27 protein-coding genes are annotated in these 25053 nt (G+C 59.2%); 20 read left to right on the forward strand and 7 right to left on the reverse strand.

Features of this window, described 5'->3' with window-relative positions:
* Positions 1-55 precede the first annotated feature (55 nt).
* Entirely contained in the window at positions 56-1132 is a 1077-nt protein-coding gene (locus JLC71_RS04560; RefSeq protein ID WP_236250978.1) for a type II asparaginase, read from the reverse strand.
* 459 nt (positions 1133-1591) lie between these two features.
* On the opposite strand from JLC71_RS04560, the gene JLC71_RS04565 reads away from it, so the two are divergent.
* On the forward strand, positions 1592-1954 hold the full coding sequence (locus JLC71_RS04565; protein WP_200917505.1) for a cupin domain-containing protein: 363 nt from the start codon (positions 1592-1594) through the stop codon (positions 1952-1954).
* A 1-nt stretch (position 1955) separates the two neighbouring features.
* On the opposite strand, the gene JLC71_RS04570 is transcribed toward JLC71_RS04565, so the two are convergent.
* The 3 genes from JLC71_RS04570 to JLC71_RS04580 all read right to left on the reverse strand — a co-directional run bounded on the left by JLC71_RS04570 (position 1956) and on the right by JLC71_RS04580 (position 4779).
* Positions 1956-2717, reverse strand: coding sequence for a ParA family protein (locus tag JLC71_RS04570; RefSeq protein WP_200917508.1), 762 nt, complete (start codon positions 2715-2717; stop codon positions 1956-1958).
* Between the two features lie 116 nt (positions 2718-2833).
* Positions 2834-4243 (reverse strand): PhoH family protein, encoded by a 1410-nt coding sequence (locus JLC71_RS04575; RefSeq protein ID WP_200917510.1) that lies wholly within the window; start codon positions 4241-4243, stop codon positions 2834-2836.
* Between the two features lie 77 nt (positions 4244-4320).
* The gene (locus tag JLC71_RS04580) at positions 4321-4779 is read right to left on the reverse strand and encodes a peroxiredoxin (protein WP_200918257.1); all 459 of its coding nucleotides are present in this window, start codon (positions 4777-4779) and stop codon (positions 4321-4323) included.
* Between the two features lie 160 nt (positions 4780-4939).
* On the opposite strand from JLC71_RS04580, the gene dcd reads away from it, so the two are divergent.
* From dcd to JLC71_RS04595, 3 genes are all read left to right on the forward strand, one after another.
* Positions 4940-5515 (forward strand): dCTP deaminase, encoded by a 576-nt coding sequence (gene dcd, locus JLC71_RS04585; protein WP_200917512.1) that lies wholly within the window; start codon positions 4940-4942, stop codon positions 5513-5515.
* Between the two features lie 130 nt (positions 5516-5645).
* Complete coding sequence (locus JLC71_RS04590; RefSeq protein WP_200917514.1) at positions 5646-7760, forward strand: HDOD domain-containing protein; 2115 nt, start codon at positions 5646-5648, stop codon at positions 7758-7760.
* Positions 7761-7880: 120 nt separating this feature from the next.
* On the forward strand, positions 7881-8276 hold the full coding sequence (locus JLC71_RS04595) for a hypothetical protein (RefSeq protein WP_200917516.1): 396 nt from the start codon (positions 7881-7883) through the stop codon (positions 8274-8276).
* A 62-nt stretch (positions 8277-8338) separates the two neighbouring features.
* On the opposite strand, the gene trxB is transcribed toward JLC71_RS04595, so the two are convergent.
* The 3 genes from trxB to crcB form a co-directional block, all read right to left on the reverse strand.
* On the reverse strand, positions 8339-9292 hold the full coding sequence (gene trxB, locus JLC71_RS04600) for a thioredoxin-disulfide reductase (protein ID WP_200917517.1): 954 nt from the start codon (positions 9290-9292) through the stop codon (positions 8339-8341).
* Between the two features lie 74 nt (positions 9293-9366).
* Positions 9367-9693 carry a DUF190 domain-containing protein gene (locus tag JLC71_RS04605; protein WP_200917519.1) on the reverse strand — a complete coding sequence of 109 codons (327 nt, stop codon included), beginning with the start codon at positions 9691-9693 and terminating at the stop codon, positions 9367-9369.
* Complete coding sequence (gene crcB / locus JLC71_RS04610; protein WP_200917521.1) at positions 9693-10082, reverse strand: fluoride efflux transporter CrcB; 390 nt, start codon at positions 10080-10082, stop codon at positions 9693-9695. The genes JLC71_RS04605 and crcB overlap by 1 nt, the downstream gene beginning before the upstream one ends.
* Before the next feature lie 98 nt (positions 10083-10180).
* On the opposite strand from crcB, the gene JLC71_RS04615 reads away from it, so the two are divergent.
* The 16 genes from JLC71_RS04615 (at position 10181) to fabZ (ending at position 25040) form a co-directional block, all read left to right on the forward strand.
* Positions 10181-10849, forward strand: a complete 669-nt coding sequence (locus tag JLC71_RS04615) for an ABC transporter permease (protein ID WP_200917523.1) — start codon at positions 10181-10183, stop codon at positions 10847-10849.
* On the forward strand, positions 10846-11406 hold the full coding sequence (locus tag JLC71_RS04620; RefSeq protein ID WP_200917525.1) for a P-loop NTPase family protein: 561 nt from the start codon (positions 10846-10848) through the stop codon (positions 11404-11406). The genes JLC71_RS04615 and JLC71_RS04620 overlap by 4 nt, the downstream gene beginning before the upstream one ends.
* Positions 11393-12361 (forward strand): MlaD family protein, encoded by a 969-nt coding sequence (locus JLC71_RS04625; protein WP_200917527.1) that lies wholly within the window; start codon positions 11393-11395, stop codon positions 12359-12361. Before JLC71_RS04620 ends, JLC71_RS04625 begins: the two co-directional genes overlap by 14 nt.
* Positions 12362-12372: 11 nt before the next feature.
* Positions 12373-13176 (forward strand): tetratricopeptide repeat protein, encoded by an 804-nt coding sequence (locus tag JLC71_RS04630; protein WP_200917529.1) that lies wholly within the window; start codon positions 12373-12375, stop codon positions 13174-13176.
* Between the two features lie 174 nt (positions 13177-13350).
* The gene (gene rpsB / locus JLC71_RS04635; protein ID WP_200917531.1) at positions 13351-14070 is read left to right on the forward strand and encodes a 30S ribosomal protein S2; all 720 of its coding nucleotides are present in this window, start codon (positions 13351-13353) and stop codon (positions 14068-14070) included.
* A 108-nt stretch (positions 14071-14178) separates the two neighbouring features.
* Entirely contained in the window at positions 14179-15057 is an 879-nt protein-coding gene (gene tsf / locus JLC71_RS04640) for a translation elongation factor Ts (RefSeq protein WP_200917533.1), read from the forward strand.
* Positions 15058-15175: 118 nt separating this feature from the next.
* Positions 15176-15895 carry a UMP kinase gene (gene pyrH, locus JLC71_RS04645; protein ID WP_200917535.1) on the forward strand — a complete coding sequence of 240 codons (720 nt, stop codon included), beginning with the start codon at positions 15176-15178 and terminating at the stop codon, positions 15893-15895.
* Between the two features lie 97 nt (positions 15896-15992).
* Positions 15993-16550, forward strand: a complete 558-nt coding sequence (gene frr / locus JLC71_RS04650) for a ribosome recycling factor (RefSeq protein WP_200917537.1) — start codon at positions 15993-15995, stop codon at positions 16548-16550.
* Positions 16551-16560: 10 nt separating this feature from the next.
* Positions 16561-17325, forward strand: a complete 765-nt coding sequence (gene uppS / locus JLC71_RS04655; RefSeq protein ID WP_236250979.1) for a polyprenyl diphosphate synthase — start codon at positions 16561-16563, stop codon at positions 17323-17325.
* Positions 17319-18164 carry a phosphatidate cytidylyltransferase gene (locus JLC71_RS04660; protein ID WP_200917540.1) on the forward strand — a complete coding sequence of 282 codons (846 nt, stop codon included), beginning with the start codon at positions 17319-17321 and terminating at the stop codon, positions 18162-18164. The genes uppS and JLC71_RS04660 overlap by 7 nt, the downstream gene beginning before the upstream one ends.
* Positions 18165-18182: 18 nt before the next feature.
* A complete protein-coding gene (gene ispC, locus JLC71_RS04665; protein ID WP_200917542.1) occupies positions 18183-19385 on the forward strand; it encodes a 1-deoxy-D-xylulose-5-phosphate reductoisomerase in 1203 nt (400 codons plus the stop codon).
* Positions 19286-20731, forward strand: a complete 1446-nt coding sequence (rseP, locus tag JLC71_RS04670; protein WP_200917544.1) for an RIP metalloprotease RseP — start codon at positions 19286-19288, stop codon at positions 20729-20731. The genes ispC and rseP overlap by 100 nt, the downstream gene beginning before the upstream one ends.
* 104 nt (positions 20732-20835) lie before the next feature.
* Complete coding sequence (gene bamA, locus JLC71_RS04675) at positions 20836-23040, forward strand: outer membrane protein assembly factor BamA (protein ID WP_236250980.1); 2205 nt, start codon at positions 20836-20838, stop codon at positions 23038-23040.
* Positions 22991-23548: an OmpH/Skp family outer membrane protein gene (locus tag JLC71_RS04680; protein WP_236250981.1), complete on the forward strand. Its 558-nt coding sequence runs from the start codon at positions 22991-22993 to the stop codon at positions 23546-23548. Before bamA ends, JLC71_RS04680 begins: the two co-directional genes overlap by 50 nt.
* Complete coding sequence (gene lpxD / locus JLC71_RS04685; RefSeq protein ID WP_200917548.1) at positions 23548-24594, forward strand: UDP-3-O-(3-hydroxymyristoyl)glucosamine N-acyltransferase; 1047 nt, start codon at positions 23548-23550, stop codon at positions 24592-24594. Before JLC71_RS04680 ends, lpxD begins: the two co-directional genes overlap by 1 nt.
* On the forward strand, positions 24591-25040 hold the full coding sequence (gene fabZ, locus JLC71_RS04690; protein WP_200917549.1) for a 3-hydroxyacyl-ACP dehydratase FabZ: 450 nt from the start codon (positions 24591-24593) through the stop codon (positions 25038-25040). The genes lpxD and fabZ overlap by 4 nt, the downstream gene beginning before the upstream one ends.
* Positions 25041-25053: the final 13 nt, after the last annotated feature.

Genomic DNA, 25053 nt, shown 5'->3' on the forward strand with positions numbered 1-25053 from the left:
ACTCGAGTTGGTTCAACACGATTATCGATATGAATCAACGGGGTGGGGGTGCTGCTTAATAGGTGTAGAACATCCGCTGGATTTCCTTGCTGTCGCGGGTTTTGGTCAGCGCCAGCATCAAGAGGATGCGGGCCTTTTGCGGGCTGAGCGTATCGGCGACGACGAAATCGGTTTCATCATCGTTGTTTTCGCCGTTGCGGATGGTCGGGCCATTGCCGACACGCGACGAGCGGACGATCTGCAGGCCCTGCTTGCGCAGTTCGGTCAGGTGCGGACGCACGGTGTTGGCGAGGCTGCCGTTGCCGGTGCCGGCGTAGACGATGCCGGCGTCGCCAGCCGCGGCGAAGGCGTCGATCGCCAGCGTGTTGGCGTTGGCCGAACCGTAGGCGATGTCGACGGCCGGCAGCTTGTCGAGCTTGCTGACGTCGAACTCGGTATCCGCGGTGTTCTTGCGCGTACTGGTGCGATAGAACACCGGCTTGCCCGAGACGATGTAGCCGAGGCTGCCGAGTTCCGGCGAACGGAAGGTGTTCGCAGTCATGGTGTTGGTCTTGGTGACGTCGCGTGCGGCCTGGATTTCGTCGTTCAGCGTCACCAGTACGCCGCGGCCGACGGCGTCCTTGCTACCGGCGGTGGCAACGGCGTTGTACAGATTGATCGGGCCGTCGGCGCTGATCGCGGTGGCGGGGCGCATCGAACCGACGATGATCACCGGCTTTTTGCTCTTGACCGTCAGGTTGAGGAAGTAGGCGGTTTCCTCGATGGTGTCGGTGCCGTGGGTGATGACGATGCCGTCAACATCGGACTGTTTCAACAGCTCGTTCACGCGCTTGGCGAGCTTGAGCCAGTGATCGTTGTTCATGCTTTCGCTGGCGATCTGGAATACCTGCTCGCCTTTGACGTTGGCCACTTTCTTCATTTCCGGCACGGCTTCGATCAGTTTTTCCACGCCGATCTTGGCGGCGGTATAGCCGACCGTGGTGGTGCTGGTGGCGCCGGTGCCGGCGATGGTGCCGCCGGTGGCCAGGATCACCACATTGGGTAGCTTGTCGGTGGCCTGAGCGGGCTGGATGGCGAAGGCGGTCAACACAGCGGCGGCACAGAGGCCTTGCTTGGTGAGGGTGGCGAACATCAGCATTCTCTCCGGTGTCGGCAAGCGGTTCGTCACCGGGTCGGTGGCCGCTTGCCCATTCTTTGGGTTGGAATACGCTGCCGGTTAGCAGGGTGGGGCGATCATGCGCGCCGCATTTTTGCAATCCTATTGCCATATTTCCTGATGGGGAAACGCCTTAGTAAGCTTTCGATCGATCCGGGTTATTTGGAAATGGAATCAAAGGCTTAGTTTGCTGGTTCGTGCTGCGGACGCACAATCGTGCGGCGGCGATGGCACTCGCTTGGTGCGCAAGAAAAAACCGAAACGGCACAGCAACTTGATGTGGCTGCCCATCGGGTTGGGTGGTGATTTCACAATCGGGCGCGCACCGGTCTGGCGCAGGTTCGCGGGGTGTCGCTCGTCAGGATGTGTGGCCGCGCGGCAGGATGAGGTGCCGGTCAATCGGCTATGCTCGTTGTTTTTTGCGCCGGTGCCAGCATGAACCCACCCGAGATCACCCATTTTTCCAGCTCGGCCACAGCGCCTGTTTACGACCATCCTCGTCCGGAACGCCGTGTTGACGGCAACCCGCTGCGGACGACCTGGGAGCACTACGCCCGGCAAGGTTTATCCAGCGGCGTCTGGGCTTGCGAAGTGGGGAGCTGGAACATCCGCTTTGCCGACAACCGTGATGAGTTTTTCTGCGTGATCGAAGGCAGGGTGCGGCTGCACGCGGCCGCGGGCACGGTCACCGAGGTCGGCCCCGGCGAGGCGGCGGTGATCCCGGCCGGTTTTGTTGGCCGCTTCGAGGTGGTCGAACCGGTGCGCAAGTATTTTGTGGTGGTCGATCAGGGCGAGTGAGCTAGAGCGTGACCAAGCCCGTTTCGACCAGCTCATCGAGCAGTAGCGTCATGTCTTGCGCGGCATCGCTGTCGGCGTCGAGCGAGAACACGTCGGCGTGGCGGATGACCGCGGCTTCGTAAAGATCGGTTGGCCGCAGCGTCGATCCCAGTACTTCGCCCGGGTAATCCTGCCGCAACTGGCGCAGTGCATGTTCGCTGGCGATGTTGCCGCGCTGGTAGCGGTTGAGCAGATAGCGGCGCGGCTTGCGCGGCAGCAATTGCTCCAGCCCGGTAAGGGTGCGTGCGCTCATGCGTGCGCCGTGCAGCGCCAAGGTTTCGGGTACGACCGGCACCAGCACCAGATCGGCGGCGAGCAGCGCGGAGAAGCCGAGCACGCCGAGCATCGGCCCGCAATCGATCAGCACCGGCGCGTGATCGGCGAGCATTTCGGCGGTGAGCCCGAGCTTGAGCCGCCACAGGTGATCGCGATGGCGGGTGAGCTGGGCGTCGACCTTGGACAGCGCCAGCTCGGACGGGATGAAATCGATCCCGTTCGGCAGCGGGCGTACCAGATCGGAAAGTGCCGAAATGCCGCGAAAGAAGTCGTGGATCGTCGCGCCCGGCGCCGCGCCGAACCCCCAGTAATGGCTGAGGTGCGCCTGCGGGTCGAGATCGATGACCAGCGGTGCCGTGCCGTTCTGCGCCATGGCGGCCGCGAGGTTGGCGGTGACGGTCGTCTTGCCGACGCCACCCTTCTGATTGAAGACCGCGATCGTGGTCATAGTGTTCAGCTTGCTGTTGCCGGGAGAGCCGACCATAGCGAAAAGCCGCAAGGTTTCAAAGCCCCGAATGCAAAAAGGGCCGGCAACGGCCGGCCCCTGCAACAGCATTTACTGATTTAAAGCATTTCTGCTGCGTAATCGGCCAGGCGCGAGCGTTCGCCCCGCTGCAGCGTGATGTGGCCCGAGTGGGTCCAGTCTTTGAAGCGATCAACCACGTAAGTCAGGCCAGACGAGCCCTCGGTGAGGTAAGGCGTGTCGATCTGACTGATATTGCCCAGACACACGACCTTGGTGCCGGGGCCGGCGCGGGTGATCAGCGTCTTCATCTGCTTGGGCGTGAGGTTCTGCGCTTCGTCGATGATCAGAAACTTGTTGAGAAAGGTGCGCCCGCGCATGAAGTTGAGCGACTTCACCTTGATGCGTGAGCGGATCAGATCGCGCGTGGCGGCGCGGCCCCAGTCGCCGGCTTCGGCGTCGGTCTGGTTCAGGACGTCGAGGTTGTCTTCCAGCGCGCCCATCCACGGCTGCATTTTTTCCTCTTCGGTGCCGGGCAGGAAGCCGATGTCCTCGCCGACCGGTACGGTGACGCGGGTCATGATGATTTCGCTGTAAATCTTGGTCTCCAGCGTCTGCACCAGACCGGCAGCGAGCGTCAGCAGCGTCTTGCCGGTGCCGGCCTGGCCGAGCAGCGAGACGAAGTCGACTTCCGGATCCATCAACAGGTTGAGCGCGAAATTCTGTTCGCGGTTGCGCGCCAGGATGCCCCAGATGGCGTTCTTCTGGTGCGAGTAATCCTTGAGGCTGACGATCAGCGCGCTCTTGCTCTCGATCTCGGTCACCCGGGCGATGAAGGGCGTTTCGCCTTGCTGGAATAGCAACTGGTTTGGATACAGGTCGAGAACGTCCGGCCCCTTGATGCGCCAATAGCTGCGCCCACCCTCCTGCCAGCTTTGCAGATCCTTGCCGTTCTTCTCCCAGAAGGCCTGGTCGATTTCGCGCATCCCGGTGTAGAGGAGGTCGGTATCCTCAAGCACCTTGTCGTTGAAATAGTCTTCGGCCGCCAGCCCCAGCGTGCGGGCCTTGATGCGCATGTTGATGTCTTTCGACACCAGGATGACCTGACGCTTGGGCTGGATCTGCTGCAGGTGATGCACGACGCCGAGAATCTGGTTGTCGGCCTTGCCCATGGGCAACTGGGACGGCAGCACGCTGGTGATCGCTTCGGTCTGCAAAAAGAGCCGACCGGTGGCTTGGTCTTTGCTTGGCCCTTCCAGTGGCACCCCGTCGTGCAGACTGTGCTCGCGTCCGGCGACGAGTTCCTCCAGGAAACGACTGGCCTGACGGGCGTTGCGGGCAACTTCGGACATGCCCTTTTTGTTGTTGTCGAGTTCTTCCAGCGTCATCATCGGCAGGAAGAGATCGTGCTCCTGAAAGCGGAACAAAGAGGTCGGATCGTGCATCAGCACGTTGGTATCGAGCACAAACAGCTTGGTGTCGTCCTTGCGGCGAGGCTTGCGGACAGCCATATCGTTCCCCTTTTTAGCGTGTTGTGTGCTGTGCGGGTGCAGCAGCCATGAAAAAAGCGGCGCACGCGCCGCTTCCCTTATTTCAGTGCCTGGACAAAATCGAGTACTTCCTCGACATGTCTCGGTACCTTGACGCCTCGCCACTCCCTGACGATGTCGCCGGTACGGTCGATGACAAAGGTGCTGCGTTCAATGCCGCGTACCTGTTTGCCATACATATTCTTCATTTTCATGACACCAAATGCTTCGCAGGCGATCTCCTCGGGGTCGGAAACGAGTTCAAACGGGAAGCACTGTTTGGTTTTGAAGTTTTCGTGCGATTTGACGCTGTCGCGACTGATGCCGAACACCTTGATGTGGGCCGCTTCGAACGCATCGTGATGGATGCGGAAGTCGTTGCCTTCAGTGGTGCACCCCGGGGTGTTGTCCTTGGGGTAGAAGTAGAGAACAAAGGCTTGGCCTTTGAGTGCCTCGGTGTCGAAAAGGCCGCCGCTGGTCGTGGGCAGGCTCAGGGGCGGGCAGGGTTGCTTGGACATCGGTTCGGGTGCTCCTTGTTGTTCTGTTCCCTTGCCTTGATTGTCGGCAATCGTTGTTGCGAGAGCAAGATGAGCGGGCCAGAAATACTGGTGTACCCGTGAGGCACTGCTTGTCGGTAAAATGCCGGCCATTCAACCGAATTTCAATGGATAGACCGCGATGAGTATCAAGTCGGACAAGTGGATTCGCCGCATGGCGCAAGAGCACGGCATGATCGAGCCCTTCGTTCCGGGGCAAGTGAAGGAAGTGAATGGCGAGCGCATCGTGTCCTACGGCACATCGAGCTACGGCTACGATATCCGTTGCGCCGATGAATTCAAGGTCTTCACCAACCTGAACAGCACCATCGTCGATCCCAAAAACTTTGACGAAAACAGCTTTGTCGATGTCTCGGGCAAGGGCTACTGCATCATTCCGCCGAACTCGTTCGCGCTGGCACGCACCGTCGAATACTTCCGCATCCCGCGCAATGCCCTGACGGTGTGTCTGGGGAAATCGACTTATGCGCGCTGCGGCATCATCGTCAATGTCACCCCGTTCGAGCCTGAGTGGGAAGGTTATGTGACGCTGGAGTTCTCCAACACCACGCCACTGCCGGCGAAGATTTACGCCAACGAGGGCGTGGCGCAGGTGTTGTTCTTCGAAGCCGATGCCGACGATGTCTGCGAAACCAGCTACCGCGATCGTGGCGGCAAATATCAGGGCCAGAGTGGCGTAACGCTGCCCAAAACCTGATCGAGCGATTCGTCGTTGTCCGAATCAAGCCGCCGCGCATTACCGCCGGCGGCTTTTTTGTTACGCCCCTTCATGCCATGCATGACATTGCGTCAGCGCGCACGCTATAAAGTGCAATCGGGGAGATGCCATGACTACACGATTGCAATCGCGCTATGACGTCGAGGCACCGCTGCTGCAAGCGCAACAATGGTCGCTGCACCGCGGCCGCGATGAACAAACCGGCCGAAACGTGATGCTGCTGGCGGTGCAGCCAGCAATCAGCGATACACTCGATCGCCCTGGACTTGCCTTGCCGCATCCGCATTTGCTCGCGCCGACCGATACCTTCGAGGACGGGGCGGTGAGCTGGCTGATCGTCGGCGATGCAACGCTGGAGCCGCTGTCGCTGCGCTTGAAGCGCGAAGGTCCGGTTGCGCCAGCGTTGGCCGTTGCCTGGGTGCTGGATGCGCTGGCGGTACAGTGCTGCGCCCTGCAGCAAGGGCCGGTCTTCCAGCTTGGCGAAGACCGTTTGCTGATCGATGTGCAAGGCCGCGCCTGGCTGCTGCCGCTGCCCGATACCGAATGCGTGGATCCCTTGCCCGGGGCTGTGCGCTTGCTGCAACGGCTGCTCGGTGATGCGGAGTCCCGGCCTGAGCTTGCCGAGCTGCACCGCCTGGTGGCGGTCGAAAGCGGGATCGATGCCTGGTCGCAAGCGTTGCGGCACTGGCTTGATGCCCGTGGCGGTGCCGGGGCCGCGTGTGGCGGTACGCTCGACAAACTGCTGTGGCGGATGCAGCGAAGCAGCGATTTTCCGGCGCTCTCGCAAGCGATCAGCAGTCTCAACCAGATTCAGGTGGGCGATGCCGAGCATCTGCAGGGCTTGTCTGACGTGGTGCTGCGCGATTTCGCGCTGACCAACAAGCTGCTGCGGCTGGCCAACTCGGCGATCTATGGCCAGTACGGCGGGACGATCAGCACCGTGTCACGCGCCATCGTGATTCTTGGCTTCAACACCATCCGCAGTCTTGCGGTCACGGTATTGCTGTTCGAGCATCTGCACGACAGGAGCCAGGCGCAGACGATCAGGGAGGCCACGCTGCGGGCGTTTTTCTCCGGTTTGCTCGCTCGCGCGCTGCACCGCCGCAGCGGCGTCCGCGATGCCGAGGAAACGCTGGTCTGCGGCATGCTGCATCATCTTGGCAAGCTGCTGACTATTTATTATTTTCCCGACGACAATCTGCGCATCGATCAGCGCCGGCGTGACGGCTTGAGCGAATCGAACGCCGCCAAGTCGGTGATGGGGCTCGATTTTGCCGAGCTGGGCGGTGGCGTGGCGCGGCAATGGCACTTCCCGGAACGAATCTGCCGAAGCATGCAAACGCTGCCAGAGGGCATCGTTCGGGCCACGCAGATCGAGCAGGAAAAGTTGCGGCAGTACGCCAACCTCGGTAGCGAGCTGCTGAGCGTGCTCGACGATGCCGATACGGCCGGGATCAGCCGTCTGCAGCAACTGCAGCGCCGCTACCTGCCCGCGACCGGTCTTTCGCTCGATGATCTGAGTGCCACACTGCATGAGGTGTCCGAACAGTTTCGCGCCTATCTGCATACGCTGGACATGACCGCCGACGATAGTGCTTTCCTGCGTAATTTGAGCTTGTTCGACGCCGCCCGGCTGAAGGCTGTTGGTGTCGCGCCGGATACCATCGATCAGGCAAGGCTGGAAACGACGCTCGAAGACACCGCTCGCGCGCACGCGGCGATTCTTGCCGCCGGCGTGCAGGACATCGCCAATACACTGGTTGGCAGTTTCAAGCTCAATGACCTGCTGCGCATGGTGCTGGAAACGATGTATCGCGGCATCGGCTTCGATCGCGTGCTGCTGTGTACGCGTGATCTCAAGCGCCACGCCATCGCCGCCCGGTTTGGTTTCGGCCGTGATATTCCTGCCGTGCTTGGCGGTTTCCAGATCGAGCTTGGTGCGGTGACCGATGTGTTCCAGGTCGCGTTGCAGCGCAATGCCGATATCCTGATCGAGGATACCCACGACGCGACCATCCGCGACCGTATCCCCGCGTGGTACGACCAGCGCTTGGGGGCGCGAACCTTTATCGTGCTGCCGCTGGTGCTGGATAAGCAGATGATCGGCCTGCTGTATGGCGATCGCCAGGCTGCCGGTAGCCTGAAGATTGGTAATGACGAGCTCAACCTGCTCAAAACCCTGCGCAATCAGGCCTTGATGGCGATCCGGCAGACGCAGGCGTGAATACTGTAGCGGCTAAGAGTGCTTGATGCTAAAACCGGCCTCCGGTGCAATTCAAAGCATCAATGTGCGTCGCCTGCCGGCGGAGGGCGGGATCATGGATATGGTAAACCGAGGTAAATCATGGCAATTAACTGGTTGATTGCATTGCAGGCTATTCCCTGGGGCCAGGTGCTCGAGAACACGCCCAAAATTATCGATGCGACCAAAAAACTGTTTACCCGAGCCAAAGAGGCCGAGCCACTTCGGGAAATCGTCATCGATCCGGATGGGCAGGCCGACGACGCGACGCGACTGACCCGGCTTGAACGGCTGGTTGAGGAGAACCGCAACGAGGTCATCGATTTGCATCAGGGCTTGCAGGCCTCGACCAAATTGATCGGCGAGTTGGCCGAACAAAATGCCCGCATGATCGGCGAGATCGAAACACTGCGCCGTCGTGGCAGGGTGCAATTCTGGTTCTGCGTGGTGCTGGCCCTGGCATTTTTGGGCCTGCTGTTGAAGCTGCCGGTGGCCTGAGCCGGGGCCGAAAAAAAGCGTCCCAATGGGACGCTCTTTTTACTGGAGCAACGCGCCGATGATCAGCGCAGTGTTTCCAGGTATTTGTCGGCATCAAGCGCCGCTTGGCAGCCCGATGCGGCGCTGGTCACGGCCTGACGGTAGATATGATCCTGCACGTCGCCCGCAGCGAACACCCCCGGTGCGGTGGTCGCGGTCGCGCCGCCTTCGCGGCCGCCCTTGGTGATGATGTAGCCGGTGCTGTCCATCTCGATCTGGCCACGGAAGATGTCGGTGTTGGGCTTGTGACCGATGGCGATGAACACGCCCGATACTTCCAGATCCTTGGTGCTGCCATCCTGGCTTGATTTCAGTCGTGCACCGGTGGCGCCGGTCGCGTCACCCAGTACTTCATCAAGCGTCTGATTCAGTTCGAGCGAAATCTTGCCCTCGGCCACCTTGGCCATCAGATGATTGACGAGGATTTTTTCGGCGCGGAAGGTATCGCGGCGATGAATCAGCGTCACATGCGCGGCGATATTGGAAAGATAGAGCGCCTCTTCGACGGCGGTGTTGCCACCACCGACAACGGCAACCTTCTGACCGCGATAGAAAAAGCCGTCGCAGGTGGCGCAGGCGGAAACGCCGCGGCCGGCGAAGGCTTCCTCGGACGGAATGCCAATGTATTGCGCCGATGCGCCGGTCGCGATGATCAGCGCGTCGCAGGTGTATTCAGCCGCATCGCCAACAAGGCGGATCGGCTTCTCGTTCAGATGCGTGGTGTGGATATGATCGAAGATCATTTCCGTGCCAAAGCGTTCGGCGTGCTTCTGAAAGCGCGTCATCAATTCCGGGCCCTGAACGCCGTCGGCATCGGCCGGCCAGTTGTCGACGTCGGTGGTTGTCATCAGCTGGCCGCCCTGAGCCATGCCGGTCACCAGCACCGGGTTCAGGTTGGCGCGCGCGGCGTAGACGGCGGCGGTGTAGCCGGCCGGGCCGGAACCGAGAATCAACAGACTGGCGTGCTTGGTGGCCATGGGCATTCCTCAGGGGATTTGCAAAAGGTAGATAGTTTAAATCAGCTGTGTTCGTGCGATCTAATCGAAAATGGCTATTGACCTGATTGTTCGCTTTTGCCAGTGACGTGCAGCGCAACCGGCACCTGCAGATAAGGTAGCGACAGCTGCTCGGCCGAGATCGCGGCGATCAGCTGGACGACCACGTTTTCGGGGGCGATGACTTCGACTGCGACCGGGACTTCGCCGGCAAGTTCAAAGAATGTGGCTTCGTGCCAGTGGTGGCGGCCAAAGCCGGCGAGGGCATGAAACGCCGTGGCGCCGCTGGCGCCTTGTGCCCGGGCCTGTTTGAGTAGCCATTCGTATAACAGGATGCCGTGGTGGCACTGCGTCTGGGTCAGGTAGAAGCGGATCAGTTGCATCAGGAGCCTCCCTTGAGGGCTGCGACGGTTTTGAGTCCCAGCCAGGTCAGCGTGAGTGAGCCGCCGACATGCAGGCCGATCGCCGCGACGGCCCAGCCCAGCTGTTGCCGCAAAATTAACGTGGTTACTTCCGCCGAGAAGGTCGAAAACGTGGTCAGTCCGCCGAGAAAGCCAGTGGTGACGAGCAGTTTTACCTCGGGCGATACGCCTTGCCAGAGCGTGAAAAACCCCAGCGAAATCCCCATCAAATAAGCACCGATCCAGTTGGCCGCGAGGGTCCCGGTGGGGACGGTCGGAAATAGCGGATTGAGCAGGATCGATAGCCCCCAGCGAGCCCATGCGCCCAGTGCGGCGCCCACGCCGATGAAAATCAGGCTGGTATAGTTCATAGTCGATATCACAGTCGTCGGATACGCCGCCGATTATAGTGATCCCCTTGCCCGAGCGAGTTGACCAATCCGTGCTCCCCCGATTTTTTGCCCCGCTGATGTTGCTTGGACAGCTGCGCCGCGAGCCGGTGCGCAGGGTGTTGCTCAAGCAGTTGTACTTCACCGGCAATCAGGCGGTGTGGATCATGTTGCTGATCGGCGTGGCACTGGGCGGCATGGTCATCCTGTTATTGCACGGTCAATATGGCCAGAGTCGCGAGGCCGCATTGCGCCTGCTCGCCACGCTGAGCTTTCGCGATATCAGCCCCTTGCTGGCTGCGCTGGTGCTGATCGCGCGCTCGTCGTCGGCGGTGGCCAGCGAATTGGCCGCGATGAAGGTGCATGGCGAGCTTGATAGTCTGGCGGCGATCGGCATTCCCTTGCCGGCGTATATCGTGCTGCCGCGGGTGATCGGCGTGAGCATTTCATCGGCCCTGCTGGGGCTCTATCTCGCCAGTGCATCGCTGGTGGGTGGCGCGCTGGCTTCATCGGGCTGGGAAATCGGCTATCAGGCGCAGCGCATCGATCAGGTGCTGCAGCTCGGCGTGGTATTGCAGTGCCTGGGGAAATCGCTCTTGTTCGGTATGGCGGCGGCAACACTGGCGTGCTGGTCCGGGTTGCGGGCGGCGCCTTATGTCACCGAAATTCCCAAGGCATCGTCGAGTGCCGTGATGCGTGGCTTGTTGGCTGTGTTCTCCATTAATTTGATCTGGGTGTTGTTGTCATGAGTTCGCACTGGGATTTTTCCGCCTGCCATGCCGGGGTTTACTACGGGTGCGAGCACGAGTTGCGCACGTCCAGTAGCCACAAGATGGTTGTGGCACTGCAGAAGTATCTGCCGGGGCAGGTGGCGTGCCTGCAGGAGGGCGGTGGTTTCGTGAACAATTTGCGTGTGTGGGAAAACCTGATTTTGCCGGCGTGGTATCACGAGTCGGTGTCGCTGCCGGTGCTGGAAATCCGCGTGGCGGCAGCTTTGAATCAGCTGGGTGTGGCTCGGGAAGAGCGCCTGAGCCTGATGGCCGCCTTGCCTGCATCCTTGTCGCGTGCGCAGCGCCGTACACTGGCGCTGGTTCGTACGCTGGTGCAGTCGCCGGCCTGGCTGGTGGTTGAAGTCGAATGGCTGGCATGGCTGAATGGTGCTGCCGATATTCATTGCAAAGAGGCGTTCGCCGCGCTGCTGCGGCAATGCCCCGCGCTATTGCTGGGGGCGGGGGCAATGCAGCATGCGGAGTCCTTGCCGCTGATGTCCGCGGCCATCATTGAGGAAAGTCATGCAGTTGCTTAAGGATGGCGATGCGCGCTTTCGCTGGCTGGGCTTGCGGGTTGGTGCTTTCGTGTTGGTTGGCGCCGGCGTTGCGCTGACCTTGCTGGTCTTGCTCGGCTTGCGACAGGGTTATTTCGTACCCAAGGCGCAATTGCATTTTGTCGCCGAGCACGGCGCCGGCTTGACGCCGGGCATGCAGGTTCGCTTGTCGGGCTTCAAGATCGGCGTCGTCGATGCGGTGTCTTTGAATGATCAGGCCAAGGTTGATGTCGATTTGCTGGTTGAGGCCCGTTACACCAAGTGGATCAAGCCTGACTCGATGGCCATCCTGCAGCAAGACGGGCTGATCGGTGATCACTACATTGAGATTGCCGGTGGCTCGCCCAACCAGGCGCCGGTCAAGGATGGCGCCAAACTGGCCTTCGCGCCCGCGCTCGGCTTGTCGGAAATCGCCCTCGACCTGCGTCAGCGGGTGGTACCGATCATCGATTCGATGCAAACCACGCTGGATGTCGTCAACGATCCGGATGGCGATCTGCGTCAGACCTTGGCCAATGTGCGTGGCCTGACCGGCGAGCTGAGACAGACCCGTGCATCGGTCGATCAGTTGCTCGTTAATCTGAATGCGCTGAGCCAGCGTGATCTGCCTGCGGTGACGCAGCGCGGCGAGCAGGCACTGGCGCGTGTCGATGCGATTGCCGCCGAGTTGCAGGGACGGCTGCCCGGCATGCTGACCAAGCTCGACGGCACGCTGCTGCACGCCAGTCGTGCCGCCAGTGAGGCCGAGGCCATGATGACTACAACCCGTCGTGCGGTTGATGCCGCCGCGCCACGCCTGCCGTCGCTATTGCGCAATGGTGATGCGGTACTGCAAACCAGCCGTGATGCGCTTGATGGTGCCTCGCAGTCATGGCCCCTGAATCAATGGTTGCCGCCGGCCGATCTGCTCGCGCCGGTGCCGCCGAGCCGACCATGAGGAGTGGGTGCATGGCGTCAGGAGTCCGTTTGTTGCTGGTGGTTACGGTCACGGTATTGCTGATGGCTTGCGGTGGGGCGCCGCCGCAGCCAAGACCGGTATTGGCGCAGCGGGCCGATGCCGCCGCATTGTCAGCCAATCGCGCGACCCAGGCCGGGAATGATGAAGAGGCTGTCGAATTGTGGCGTTCGGCACTGGATTTGCGCCAGGCCGTCGACGATTGGCCGGGGGCGGGTGAAGCAAGGCTCGGTTTGGCACAAGTGCAGCTTCGCCTGCGGCAGCCGGATGCGGCGGCTAGGGTGTTGCTCGGTATGCCGGACGAGGTGCTGTATCCGGCGGCGCTGCGTGCCAGAGCGGCTTACCAGTTGGCGCTCGTTGCACAAGGCCGTTCAGATGAGGCGCGGGCTTGGTTGGCGCGAGCGAACGAATTGTGCCCGGCGCCGTGTGCGATTGCGGTGCCGCTACGCAATCTGGGTGCGCGATTGCGACTGGCTGCAGGTGATCCAGCGGGTGCGTTGGCCATTGTTAATGCACCCTTGTCGGGTGATGTGGCGCCTGTCGAACGCGCACATGCCGGCCGAATCCGCGCCGAGGCACTTGGCGCCCTGGGTCAGGTGGCGCAGGCGTTGACCGAGCTGGAAAGTGTAGTGGTACTGGATCGCCGGTTGGCTGAGCCGGCCTATCTTGCCGATGATTTTTCCTTGCAGTACAGGCTTGCATTGGCGATCGGTGACGAGGGCTTGGCGAGGGAAGCACAAACCAGATTGAGTGCGATATGTGCAGCGGCGGCCGTGCCAGCCTGCCGGCGCCAGTAATTTCGCTGCTTACCGCGCTTGAGTGATGGCGCTGCTTCACGCTATACTCTTGGGCTACGTGCGGCATTGGCTGTGCGTAGCATTCTCCCGGTTCGCCCCGATATGGGTGCCTTGTTTACTTCAGGGTGTCGCGCGAACGGTAGTCCATAACCCTATCGAATTGGAGATTTACCAATGTCCGTTAGCATGCGTGAAATGCTTGAAGCTGGTGTTCACTTCGGTCACCAGACCCGTTACTGGCACCCGAAAATGGGCCAGTACATTTTTGGTGCCCGCAATAAGATTCACATCATCAACCTCGAAAAGACCCTGCCGCTGTTCGAAGAAGCGCTGAAGTACGTGCGCCGTATCTCGGCCAACAAGGGTACGGTTCTGTTCGTGGGTACCAAGCGCTCGGCGCGTGACATCGTTGCTGAAGAAGCAACCCGTGCTGGTATGCCTTTCGTGTCGCATCGTTGGCTCGGCGGCATGCTGACCAACTACAAGACCGTAAAGCAATCGATCAAGCGTCTTGAAGATCTGCAAGCCATCCTTGCTGATGAAAACAGCGGCTACGGCAAGAAAGAATTGCTCGACATCCAGCGCGAAGTCGAAAAGCTTGATCGCTCGCTCGGCGGCATCAAGGACATGAAGGGTCTGCCGGACGCGATTTTCGTGATCGACACCGGTTACCAGAATGGTGCCCTGGTTGAAGCCAAGAAGCTGGGTATCCCGGTGATCGGCATTGTCGATACCAACAATAACCCGCTGGGTATTGATTTCGTGGTTCCGGGTAACGATGACTCGTCCCGCGCGATTCGCCTGTACGCTCGCGGCATTGCTGACGCTGTGCTCGAAGGCCGCAACCAGGCTGTGCAGGAAATCGTTGCTGCGGCTGCTGAAGCCCAGGCCTGATTCGCCATTACGCGAATCGCGAAATGAAAAAGGGGCGTTCAGCCCCTTTTTCATACGCTAGTAAACCGAATTCAATACTGTATCTGAACCGTATTCAGGAGAATTACCATGGCAGCAATCACCGCAAAGATGGTCGCCGAACTGCGCGAACTGACCGGCCTCGGCATGATGGAGTGCAAGAAGGCGTTGGTCGAAGTCGATGGCGACATCAAGCAGGCTGAAGAAGTTCTGCGCATCAAGTCGGGCAACAAGGCTTCAAAGATGGCAGGCCGTACCGCTGCTGAAGGCGTTGTGGTTGCTTACATCTCCGACGACAAGAAGATTGGCGCTGTGGTTGAAGTGAACTGCGAAACCGACTTCGTTGGCAAGGATGAAGGCTTCATGGCTTTCGCTAGCGCCGTTGCCAAGGCTGCCGCACTGGCAAATCCGGCTGACGTCGAGGCATTGGCCGAAGCGAAGACCGACTCGGGTGAATCGGTTGAAGATCTGCGCAAGGCCATTATCGCCAAGCTGGGCGAAAACATGACCCTGCGTCGTTTCGTTCGTTACGAAACCGCCGGTCAACTGGCTGCCTATCTGCATGGCGGCAAGATCGGCGTGCTGGTTGATCTGGCTGGTGGCGATGAAGCGCTGGGCAAGGATGTGGCGATGCATATCGCAGCAACCAAGCCGAAGTCGCTTGACGCCAGCGGTGTTGATGCTGCGCTAATCGAAACCGAGCGCCGCGTTGCGATCGAACGTGCCAAGGAAGCCGGCAAGCCGGAAGCCATGCTCGAGAAAATCGCCGAAGGCACGGTACAAAAATTCCTGAAGGAAGTGACGCTGCTGAGCCAGCCGTTCGTGAAGGATGACAAGCAAACCATCGAACAGTTGCTCAATGCAAACTCGGCCAAGATCAACGCGTTCGCGCTGCTGGTCGTGGGTGAGGGTATTGAGAAGAAGGTTGTCGACTACGCTGCGGAAGTCGCTGCTGCTGCCAAGCTTTAAGCTATTGTTCTAGAAGTACCTGACGCCGCGCGGCAACGCGCGGCGTTTGTCCGCCTGTATTGAGGCGGCAATCAAATAAGTAACGCGTCGTCGAGCGCCCGCACAAAGGAATCTCCGCATGAGCCAAACCCCCAAATACAAGCGCATTCTGTTGAAACTCTCTGGCGAGGCCCTGATGGGCGGCGATAGCTACGGGATCAATCGTGCGACCATCGACCGCATCGTTGGTGAGGTGAAGGCCGTGGTCGATCTGGGTGTTCAGGTGGCCGTTGTGATCGGTGGCGGCAATATTTTTCGCGGCGTCGCCCCGGCAGCGGCGGGTATGGATCGCGCTACCGCCGACTATATGGGTATGCTGGCGACGGTGATGAACGCGCTGGCGCTGCAGGATGCGATGCGTCATGCCGGGATCGTTAGCCGGGTGCAATCTGCGCTGACCATTCAACAGGTTGCCGAGCCTTATATTCGTGGCAAGGCCATTCGTTATCTGGAAGAAAACAAGGTGGTGATCTTTGGTGCCGGTACTGGCAACCCCTTCTTTACGACCGATACCGCAGCGGCATTGCGCGGCATGGAAATGGGTGCGGACATCGTACTCAAGGCCACCAAGGTTGATGGTGTGTATACCGATGATCCAAAGAAGAACCCGGATGCAGTGCGTTATCAGACCGTGACCTTTGACGAGGCGATTGGCCGCAATCTCAAGGTGATGGATGCAACTGCATTTGCGTTGTGTCGCGACCAGAAGATGAATGTCAGCGTCTTCAGTATCTTCAAGGCCGGCGCGCTCAAGCGCGTGGTGCTTGGGGAAGACGAGGGCACGCTGGTACACTACTGAGATTAGCAGGGCTTCGAGTCCTGTGGCGTGTGTCAGAAATGTTTAAGGCAGGCGGACGCGATTCCGCCTGTTTCGTTTGTGTTGTGAGGGAACGAAAATGATCGCCGATATCAAAAAAAATGCCGAAACAAAGATGCAGAAATCGATTGAGTCGCTGAGGCTCAATCTGGCCAAGGTGCGTACCGGCCGTGCCCATACCGGCTTGCTCGACCATGTGATGGTCGATTACTGGGGTAGCCCGACGCCGATCAATCAGGTCGCTAACGTCACGCTGATCGATTCGCGCACGATCGGTGTGCAGGCTTGGGAAAAGCCGATGGTCGCCAAGGTCGAAAAGGCCATTCGTGATGCCGACTTGGGCTTGAATCCGGCTTCGATGGGTGATGTGATCCGTGTGCCGATGCCGATGCTGACCGAAGAGCGCCGCAAGGAGCTGATCAAGGTCGTCAAAAACGAATCCGAAGATTCGCGTGTCGCCATCCGCAATCTGCGTCGTGATGCAAACGATCAGCTGAAGCGCCTGCTCAAGGACAAGGAGATCTCCGAGGACGACGATCGTCGTGCGCAGGACGATATCCAGAAGCTGACCGATCGTTACATTGTCGAAGTCGACAAGGCGTTTGCCGAGAAAGAAAAAGAGCTGTTGACGGTATAAGGTAGGATTTGTGCTCAAGTTTTGCAGCTCTACACTTGCGGTTCCGCAAGCAAATACATGTGTACCCGAGCACGTTGCCGTCATCATGGACGGCAACGGCCGCTGGGCTAAAAAGCGTTTGATGCCGCGCGTCTTTGGTCATAAGAAGGGCGTGGACGCACTGCGGGCTACGGTCAAAACGTGCGATGCGCTGGGTGTGCGCTATCTGACCGTGTTTGCGTTCAGTAATGAGAACTGGCGCCGCCCGGACGAAGAGGTGTCGTTCCTGATGGGCTTGTTTCTCAAGGTGCTGCAAGGCGAGATCGAGCGCATGCACTCGAATGCGATTCGCTTGAAAATCATCGGTAACCGGTCGCGTTTTTCTGCCGAGTTGGTCGCGCTGATTGATGCGGCCGAAGCCAAGACCGCTGCGAATGCAGGTCTGACGCTGACCATTGCCGCTGACTACGGTGCGCGCTGGGATATTTTGCAGGCGACGCATAGCCTGCTGGCCGAGCATCCCGAAAAAGCCACCAGCTTTGACGAGGGCGATCTTACGCCGCATCTGGCCATGGCTTATGCGCCGGAGCCGGATCTGTTCATTCGCACCGGTGGGGAGCAGCGCATCAGCAACTTCCTGTTGTGGCAGTTGGCCTATACCGAGCTCTATTTTACCGACCTGTTGTGGCCGGATTTCGATGCTGCCGCGTTTGGTGTTGCCATCGATTGGTACCGTGGCCGTGAGCGCCGCTTTGGCCGTACCAGCGAGCAACTTCAGGTTCTGTCTTCATGCTGAAGCAGCGTGTTCTGACCGCGCTGGTATTGATTCCGGTCATGCTGCTCGGTTTGTTTGCCTTGCCGCAGACCGCCTGGATCGGTTTTGTCGCGGTTATTCTTGGTTTTTCCGCATGGGAATGGCAGCGGCTTGCCGGCATGCACGGCTGGTTTGCCAAGCTCTATCCGTTTCTGACGCCTGCGTTTTTCCTGTTGCTGGCTTTGCCGGGCAGTACCGCACTTGCCTCGCCGTTTGTGATGCTGGGTGTCATGCTGGCTGCTTGCGTGTTCTGGGCGTTGATTGCGCCATGCTGGCTGAAGGCCAAGTGGCGTCTGGCCGATGGCGGCAACATCAATGGCTTGCTCGGTTGGGCATTGCTTTTGCCGGCCGGACTGGCCATGGTCGTACTGCGTGATGGCAGTATGGGTGGGTGGTTGCTGCTGATCGTGATGGCGATTGCCTGGGTGGCCGATACGGCGGCCTATTTCAGTGGCAAGACCTTTGGTCGCCGCAAATTGGCGCCAACGATCAGTCCGGGAAAAAGCTGGGAAGGCGCGGTTGGCGGTGTGGTCGGCGTGGCGATTTATGCTGCGTTGGTACCCAAGACCCCCTTTATCGGCGGCGAGTTGATTTCCCTGTGGGTGTGGGTGGCGCTGGCGCTGGTGTTGACGGTATTGAGTATCGTTGGCGATTTGCTGGAATCATTGTTCAAGCGCCAGATCGCTATCAAGGACAGTAGCCAGCTTTTGCCCGGGCACGGTGGCGTACTGGACCGTATCGATAGTCTGCTGGCGATTCTGCCTGTTGCCGCTGCGTTCTATCTCTCCTATCTCTTGTTCCATCTCGTGCCAGGGCGTTAAGCCCGGCGAGGCTGAATCATGGCTCCACAAGTTTTAACCATTCTCGGTTCGACCGGCAGTATCGGCGTCAGTACGCTCGACGTCGTGGCCCGTCATCCCGAGCAATTCCAGGTGTATGCGCTAACCGGCGCCACCCAGCTCGATAAACTCCACGACCAGTGTCTGGCGTTTGCGCCTCGTTTTGCGGTAGTGCTCGATGATGGCGCTGCCGAGGTGTTGCGCGCCCGACTCAAGGCGTCGGGTAGCGAGACCGAGGTGTTGTGTGGCGAAGCTGCGCTTGAAGCGGTGGCCAGCGCTACCATCGTAACTGCGGTGATGGCGGCGATCGTTGGTGCCGCGGGCATGCGGCCGACGCTGGCTGCGGCTCGCGCCGGCAAGCGGGTGCTGCTCGCCAACAAGGAAACGCTGGTGTTGGCCGGCCGCTTGTTTATGGACGAGGTGACCCGCTGTGGCGCGACGCTTCTGCCGATCGATAGTGAGCACAATGCGATTTTCCAGGTGCTGCCGAGGGCTTACCGTGAAGCGCCGTACGCATCGACATTGCGCGATGCAGGGCTCAAACGCATTTTATTGACCGCTTCGGGCGGGCCGTTTCGCACGCGGTCGCTCGATACGCTGGCGCAAGTGACGCCAGAAGAAGCGGTTCGCCATCCGAACTGGTCGATGGGGCGGAAGATTTCGGTCGATTCGGCATCAATGATGAACAAGGGGCTGGAGGTGATCGAGGCGCGCTGGCTATTCAATGCCGACGTCGACGAGATCGCCGTATTGGTGCATCCGCAGAGTGTTGTTCATTCAATGGTTGAGTATGTCGATGGCTCGGTGTTGGCGCAGCTTGGTGCGCCCGATATGCGCATTCCGATTGCCTACGGCATGGCCTATCCGGCTCGGATCGACTCCGGCGTCGCATCGCTGGATCTGTTCAGCGTCGGTCGGCTGGATTTCGAGGCGCCCGATCTGGCCCGTTTTCCCTGTCTTCGTCTGGCATTTGATGCTTTGCGTGCCGGTGGCGCGGCGACGGCGGTACTCAATGCGGCGAACGAGGTTGCCGTTGCCGCCTTCCTCGATTGCGGCCTCGACTACCCCGGCATCCCTGCCTTGATCGAAAGTGTGCTCGGCGATTGTGTCGGGCAGACGCGTGCCGACAGTCTGGATGCTTTGATGGATGCCGATGTGCTGGCACGCGAACGTGCCCATGCCTGGCTGGCACGGCGCCACTAAGCATGCTGCAAACGCTCCTGGCTTTTATCGTTACGCTGGGCGTGCTCGTGACGGTGCACGAGTTTGGTCACTATTGGGTGGCGCGGCGTTGTGGTGTCAAAGTCCTGACTTTTTCGATCGGATTCGGTAAGCCTTTGCTGCGCTGGCAGCGGGGCGAGGTGAGTTGGCAGCTTGCGGCAATCCCGCTTGGCGGTTTTGTTCGCATGCTCGACGAACGAGAGTCGCCGGTTGATCCGGCTGATGTATCGCGCGCCTTCAATCGGCAAACGCCAATCAAGAAGATCCTGATCGTTGCCGCGGGTCCGGTCGCGAATCTGTTGCTGGCGATGTTGCTCTACGCCGGCCTGTTCAGTTACGGGGTCGATGCCATTCGTCCTGTTGCCGGCCAGGTTGCGCCGGCGTCAATGGCCGAGCGGGCGGGATTTCGTGCGGGTGATCTGATTACCGCGATCAATGATCGGCCGGTAGCCAGTTGGGATGAGGCGTTTGTCGCCTTGCTTGATGGCGCCGGTGATGCCGCGCTAGTGCAATTGGCGGTGCAAACGGCGTCGGGACGACACGAAACAAGATTGCTGCCGCTGGGTGAACTGGGGCGCAGCGTGTACGAGCCGCGGCTGCTGATCCGGTTGGGGCTCACCCCTTATCCGCTGACGACCGCGATCGCGCGAGTCGAGCCGGGTGGTGCTGCGGCGAAGGCCGGTCTGCTGGCGGGTGATATTGTGGTCTCGCTGAATGGCAAGCCGCTGGCGCAATGGGCTGACTTGCAAGCTGCGCTGCAGTCCGGCGCGGTGCCTATGTCTCTGGCTGTACGCCGTGGCGATCATGTACGGCAGCTCACGGTGACGCCAGCGCCCGTCGAGGTGAATGGCAAGGTGATCGGCCGTTTGGGCCTTGAACCTGCTATAGACAAGGCGCTTTGGCAAAGTTACCAGACCCGTCTGCAGTATCCGCCTTTGCAGGCATTGTCTGCCTCGCTGAAAAAAATCGGCATCCAGACTCGGCTGACGCTGGTCATGTTCGGCCGGATGATTGTCGGCAAGGCTTCGCTGGATCAGGTGAGTGGTCCGATAACGATTGCGACCTATGCCGGAGAGAGTGCCCGCCTGGGGCTGAGCAGCTATATCGAATACCTCGCGTTGATCAGCCTGAGCCTGGCGGTGTTGAATCTGCTGCCGGTGCCGCTGCTGGATGGCGGCCATTTGTTGTATCATGGCGTCGAACTTTTGACCGGCCGGCCCGTATCGCCGCAGGTCGAAGCGATAGGGCAACGCATTGGGTTGACCTTGTTGCTCGCCTTGATGGCGCTCGCGCTGTTCAACGATATCCACCGACTTTTTCTGGGCTGATCGAGCCAGCATCCGACCGACAAATGACATTGAAACCGCTTCATCTGCTGCTTGCCGCCGCATTGAGCTCGGCAAGTATCGCCGCTCACGCTGTGGCACCTTTCGTGATCAAAGACATCCGTGTCGAGGGGCTGCAACGCACCGACCCCGGTACCGTGTTCAGCTACCTGCCGGTCAAGGTCGGCGATCGTTTTGACGACAACCGCGCAACCGAGGCGATCAAGTCGCTGTTTGCGACGGGGTTCTTCAACGACGTCCGGGTCGAGTCCGATGGTAGTGTACTGATTGTGACGGTCGAAGAACGACCGACAATCGCCCAGATCAATATCAACGGCTCCAAGCTGCTGGAAAAAGATCAGATCAAAACCGCGCTCAAGGGGCAAAACTTTGCCGAAGGGCGGATTTTTGATCAGGCCGTGCTGGATGCTGGCGTCAACGAACTCAAGCAGCAGTATTACTCGCGTGGTCGCTATTCGGTAATCATCAAGACCACGGTGACCAAGCTTGAGCGCAACCGCGTTGGTGTGCAGTTCGATGTTTCCGAAGGTGAAGTAGCACGTATCAGCCAGATAAACGTCGTTGGGAACAAGGCGTTTTCCGATGGTGACATCAGCGATCTTTTCTCGTTGACAACGCCGAACTGGCTCTCCTGGTATACCAAGTCGGATCAGTACTCCAAGCAGGCACTGGGTGCCGATCTGGAAAAGCTGCGCTCGTATTATCTTGATCGCGGCTATCTCGAATTCAATATCGATTCAACCCAGGTTGCCATTTCCGAAAGCCGTGAGGATATGTTCCTGACGGTGAACGTGAGTGAAGGCGAGCAGTTCACCGTGAGCGATGTCAAGCTGGTCGGCGATACCGTGGTGCCGCGTGAAGACGTCGAAAAACTGATTGAATTGAAGGCTGGCGAGATTTTTTCGCGTGAAAAACTCAACAAATCCACCGCTGCGATTTCCGAGCTGCTCGGCAATGAAGGCTATGCTTTCGCCAACGTCAATGCCGTACCGGAAATTGACAAAGAGAAGCATACGGTCGGGTTTACGCTGTATGTTGATCCGGGCCGCAAGGTTTATGTTCGCCGCATCAATATCAGCGGCAACAACCTGACGCGCGACGAAGTGATCCGGCGTGAATTGCGGCAGCTGGAATCGGCGCAATATGATGGCGCAAAGATCAAGCGCTCCAAACAGCGTTTGAATCAGCTCGGTTATTTCAACGAAGTGGTCATCGATACGCCGATCGTGCCGGAAGCGACCGACCAGGTGGATATGAATGTCCAGGTGAGCGAGCAAAAAACCGGCTCATTCAATATCGGCGCCGGCTATGGCCAGTCCGAAGGCATTGTCGTCATTCTTTCGCTGTCGCAGAGCAACTTCCTCGGTAGTGGCAAGCAGTTCACTGCCGAGATCAATACCAGCCAATCGAACAAGGTGTACTCGCTGGCATTGACCAATCCGTACGCTACGCCAGATGGCGTATCGCTCGGCTGGAATATTTATCAGCGTGATACCGATGCATCCGACCTTGATATTGGCGATTACGCCACGTCGTCCTACGGTGCTGGCATGTCGATGGGTTTCCCTGTTTCCGAAACCAACCGGATCAACTTCGGACTGAATTATGAACACCTGAAGTTGATCACTAATGATGATTCGCCTGGCTATATCAAGGATTTTGTCGGCGCTAACGGCAACGAGTACGACAACTTCCCGGCGACTTTGGCATGGGCGCGAGACACCCGCGATAGCAGTACCTATCCAACCAAGGGCTGGTATACCCGTGTCGCAGGCGAGGTTTCGCTGCCGTTCTCGGATCTGGATTACTACAAGATCCTTGGTCAAAGCCAGTTGTTCATGCCGCTGTCGAGTGATTTCACACTGATGTGGAATGTCGACGCAGGTTATGGCGACTCCTACGGCACGAACACCTATCCGTTCTACAAGAACTTCTACGTCGGTGGCGTCAACTCGGTGCGTGGCTTCAAGTACGGCACCATCGGCCCCAAGGATGAGGACGGCAACGGGATTGGCGGTACGCGCAAGCTGGTCAGCAATCTTGAATTCCTGTTCCCGATGCCCGGTATCAAGAACGACAAGTCGATGCGTTTGTCGGTATTCGCCGATGCGGGCGATGCGTGGGGTGAAGGCGAGGATATCGACTTCTCGACCCTGCGTTATTCGGTTGGCGCCGCATTCACCTGGATCTCGCCGGTGGGCCCACTCAAGCTGGTCTACGCATTTCCTCTGAAGTCGGAAGATGGCGACCAGCTCGAGCGCTTCCAGTTCCAGTTGGGCAAGGTGTTCTAAGTTGCGGGGAAACAGTATGAAACGATATACGGGATGGTTGCTCGGTGCGGCGTTGTTGATGAGTGCATCAGCATGGGCAGCCGAGATGAAAATCGGCTTCGTCGATACTGACCGTATTTTGCGCGAGTCGGCGCCGGCGCAGCGGGCCGGTAAAAAACTTGAAAAAGAGTTTGAAGTGCGCCGGCAGGATTTGCAGCGACTATCGGCTCAGGGCAAGACCCTGCAAACGCAGATGGACAAGCCGGGTGTTTCCGATCTTGATCGCAAGGCCAAAGAGCGCGATCTGATTCGCTTGAATCAGGAGTTTCAGCGCATGCAGCGTGAATTGAACGAAGACCTCAATGCACGGCGCAACGAAGAATTGGCGGGTATTCAGGAACGCGTGAACAATGCGATCCAGCAAATTGCCAATAACGAAAAATACGACCTGATCTTGCAGGAAGCAGCTTGGCGCAATCCGCGCATCGATATCACCGACAAGGTGTTGCGGATGCTGACGGACAAGTGATGCCGAACGCGATCCTAATTTCCGCACTGGCCGAGCGCTTTGGTGCTACTTGGCACGGCGATGATGTCGCCATTTGTCGTGTAGCGCCGCTGGAGTCCGCCGGTGCCGATGCGTTGACCTTTTTGACCAATCCACGCTTCAAGGCGCAGCTTGCAAGCAGCGCAGCGGGCGTGGTCGCGGTGCGCGCGGCGGATGCGGTCGGATTGACCCGGCCGCATGTCATCGCTAAAGACCCATACCTTTTTTATGCTCAGGTCGCGCAACTGCTGTACCCGCAGCGCCGTGCACGACCGGGCATTCATGCGACGGCTTGCGTCGATGTATCGGCGCAGATCGATGCCGATGCTGAAATCGGCCCGAATGTGGTGATTGGTGCTGGCACGGCGATTGGGGCCGGCAGTATTGTCATGGCCAATAGTTATGTTGGTGATCGGGTTACGCTGGGGTGCAATGTCTTGTTGCACCCGATGGTGACCGTGATGGACGATTGCCAGATTGGTGATCGCGTCATCATTCACCCCAGCGCGGTTCTCGGCGGTGATGGGTTTGGCAATGCCTGGGCGGGCGATCACTGGGAAAAAATCCCGCAAATCGGCCGTGTCGTGATTGGCAGCGACGTTGAAATTGGCGCATGCACGACGATTGATCGCGGCGCGCTGGAAGATACCGTGATCGGCCAGGGCGCACGTATCGATAATCTGATCCAGATTGGCCATAACGTCGAGATCGGTGCGCATACGGCGTTGGCCGGGTGTGTCGGTATTGCCGGATCAACCAAGATCGGTGCGCGTTGCCAGATTGGCGGTGCGGCGATGATCAGCGGGCATCTGGAAATCTGCGATGGCGCGGTGGTGCTCGGCGGAACATTGGTTGCCAAATCAATTCGTGAGCCTGGCGCTTACGGCGGGCCATATCCGATGCAAGCCCACGCAGACTGGGTCAAAAATGCCGCACAGCTGCGTCACCTGAACGAGCTGGCGCAACGTGTCAAACAGCTGGAAAAAACCATGGCGAGCCTGAATGCCGCCGCCGGAGAGAATGAATGAGCCAAGTGATGGATGTACTCGAGATCGTCAAATGCCTGCCGCACCGCTATCCCTTTTTGCTGGTCGATCGGGTGATCGAGCTGGAGCCGGGCAAATCGATCAAGGCAATTAAAAACGTCACCATCAATGAGCCGTTCTTTCAAGGGCATTTCCCGCAATACCCGGTCATGCCGGGCGTGCTGATTCTCGAGGCACTGGCTCAGGCCGCAGGCGTACTCTCCTGCAAGAGCGTTGAGGAAGTGCCGGAGGATTCGCTGTATTTGTTCGCCGGGATTGATAACGCGCGCTTCAAGCGCCAGGTTTTGCCTGGTGATCAATTGACGCTGTGCGTCAACATCGTTGCGCACAAGCGTGGCATCTGGAAGTACGAGGCCAAGGCCTATGTCGGCGACGAGCTGGCGGCTTCGGCCGATTTGATGAGCGCGCATCGCGCCATCGCGCGCTAATCCATTTTTCACG

The organism is Jeongeupia sp. HS-3 (assembly GCF_015140455.1).
Taxonomy (GTDB): domain Bacteria; phylum Pseudomonadota; class Gammaproteobacteria; order Burkholderiales; family Chitinibacteraceae; genus Jeongeupia.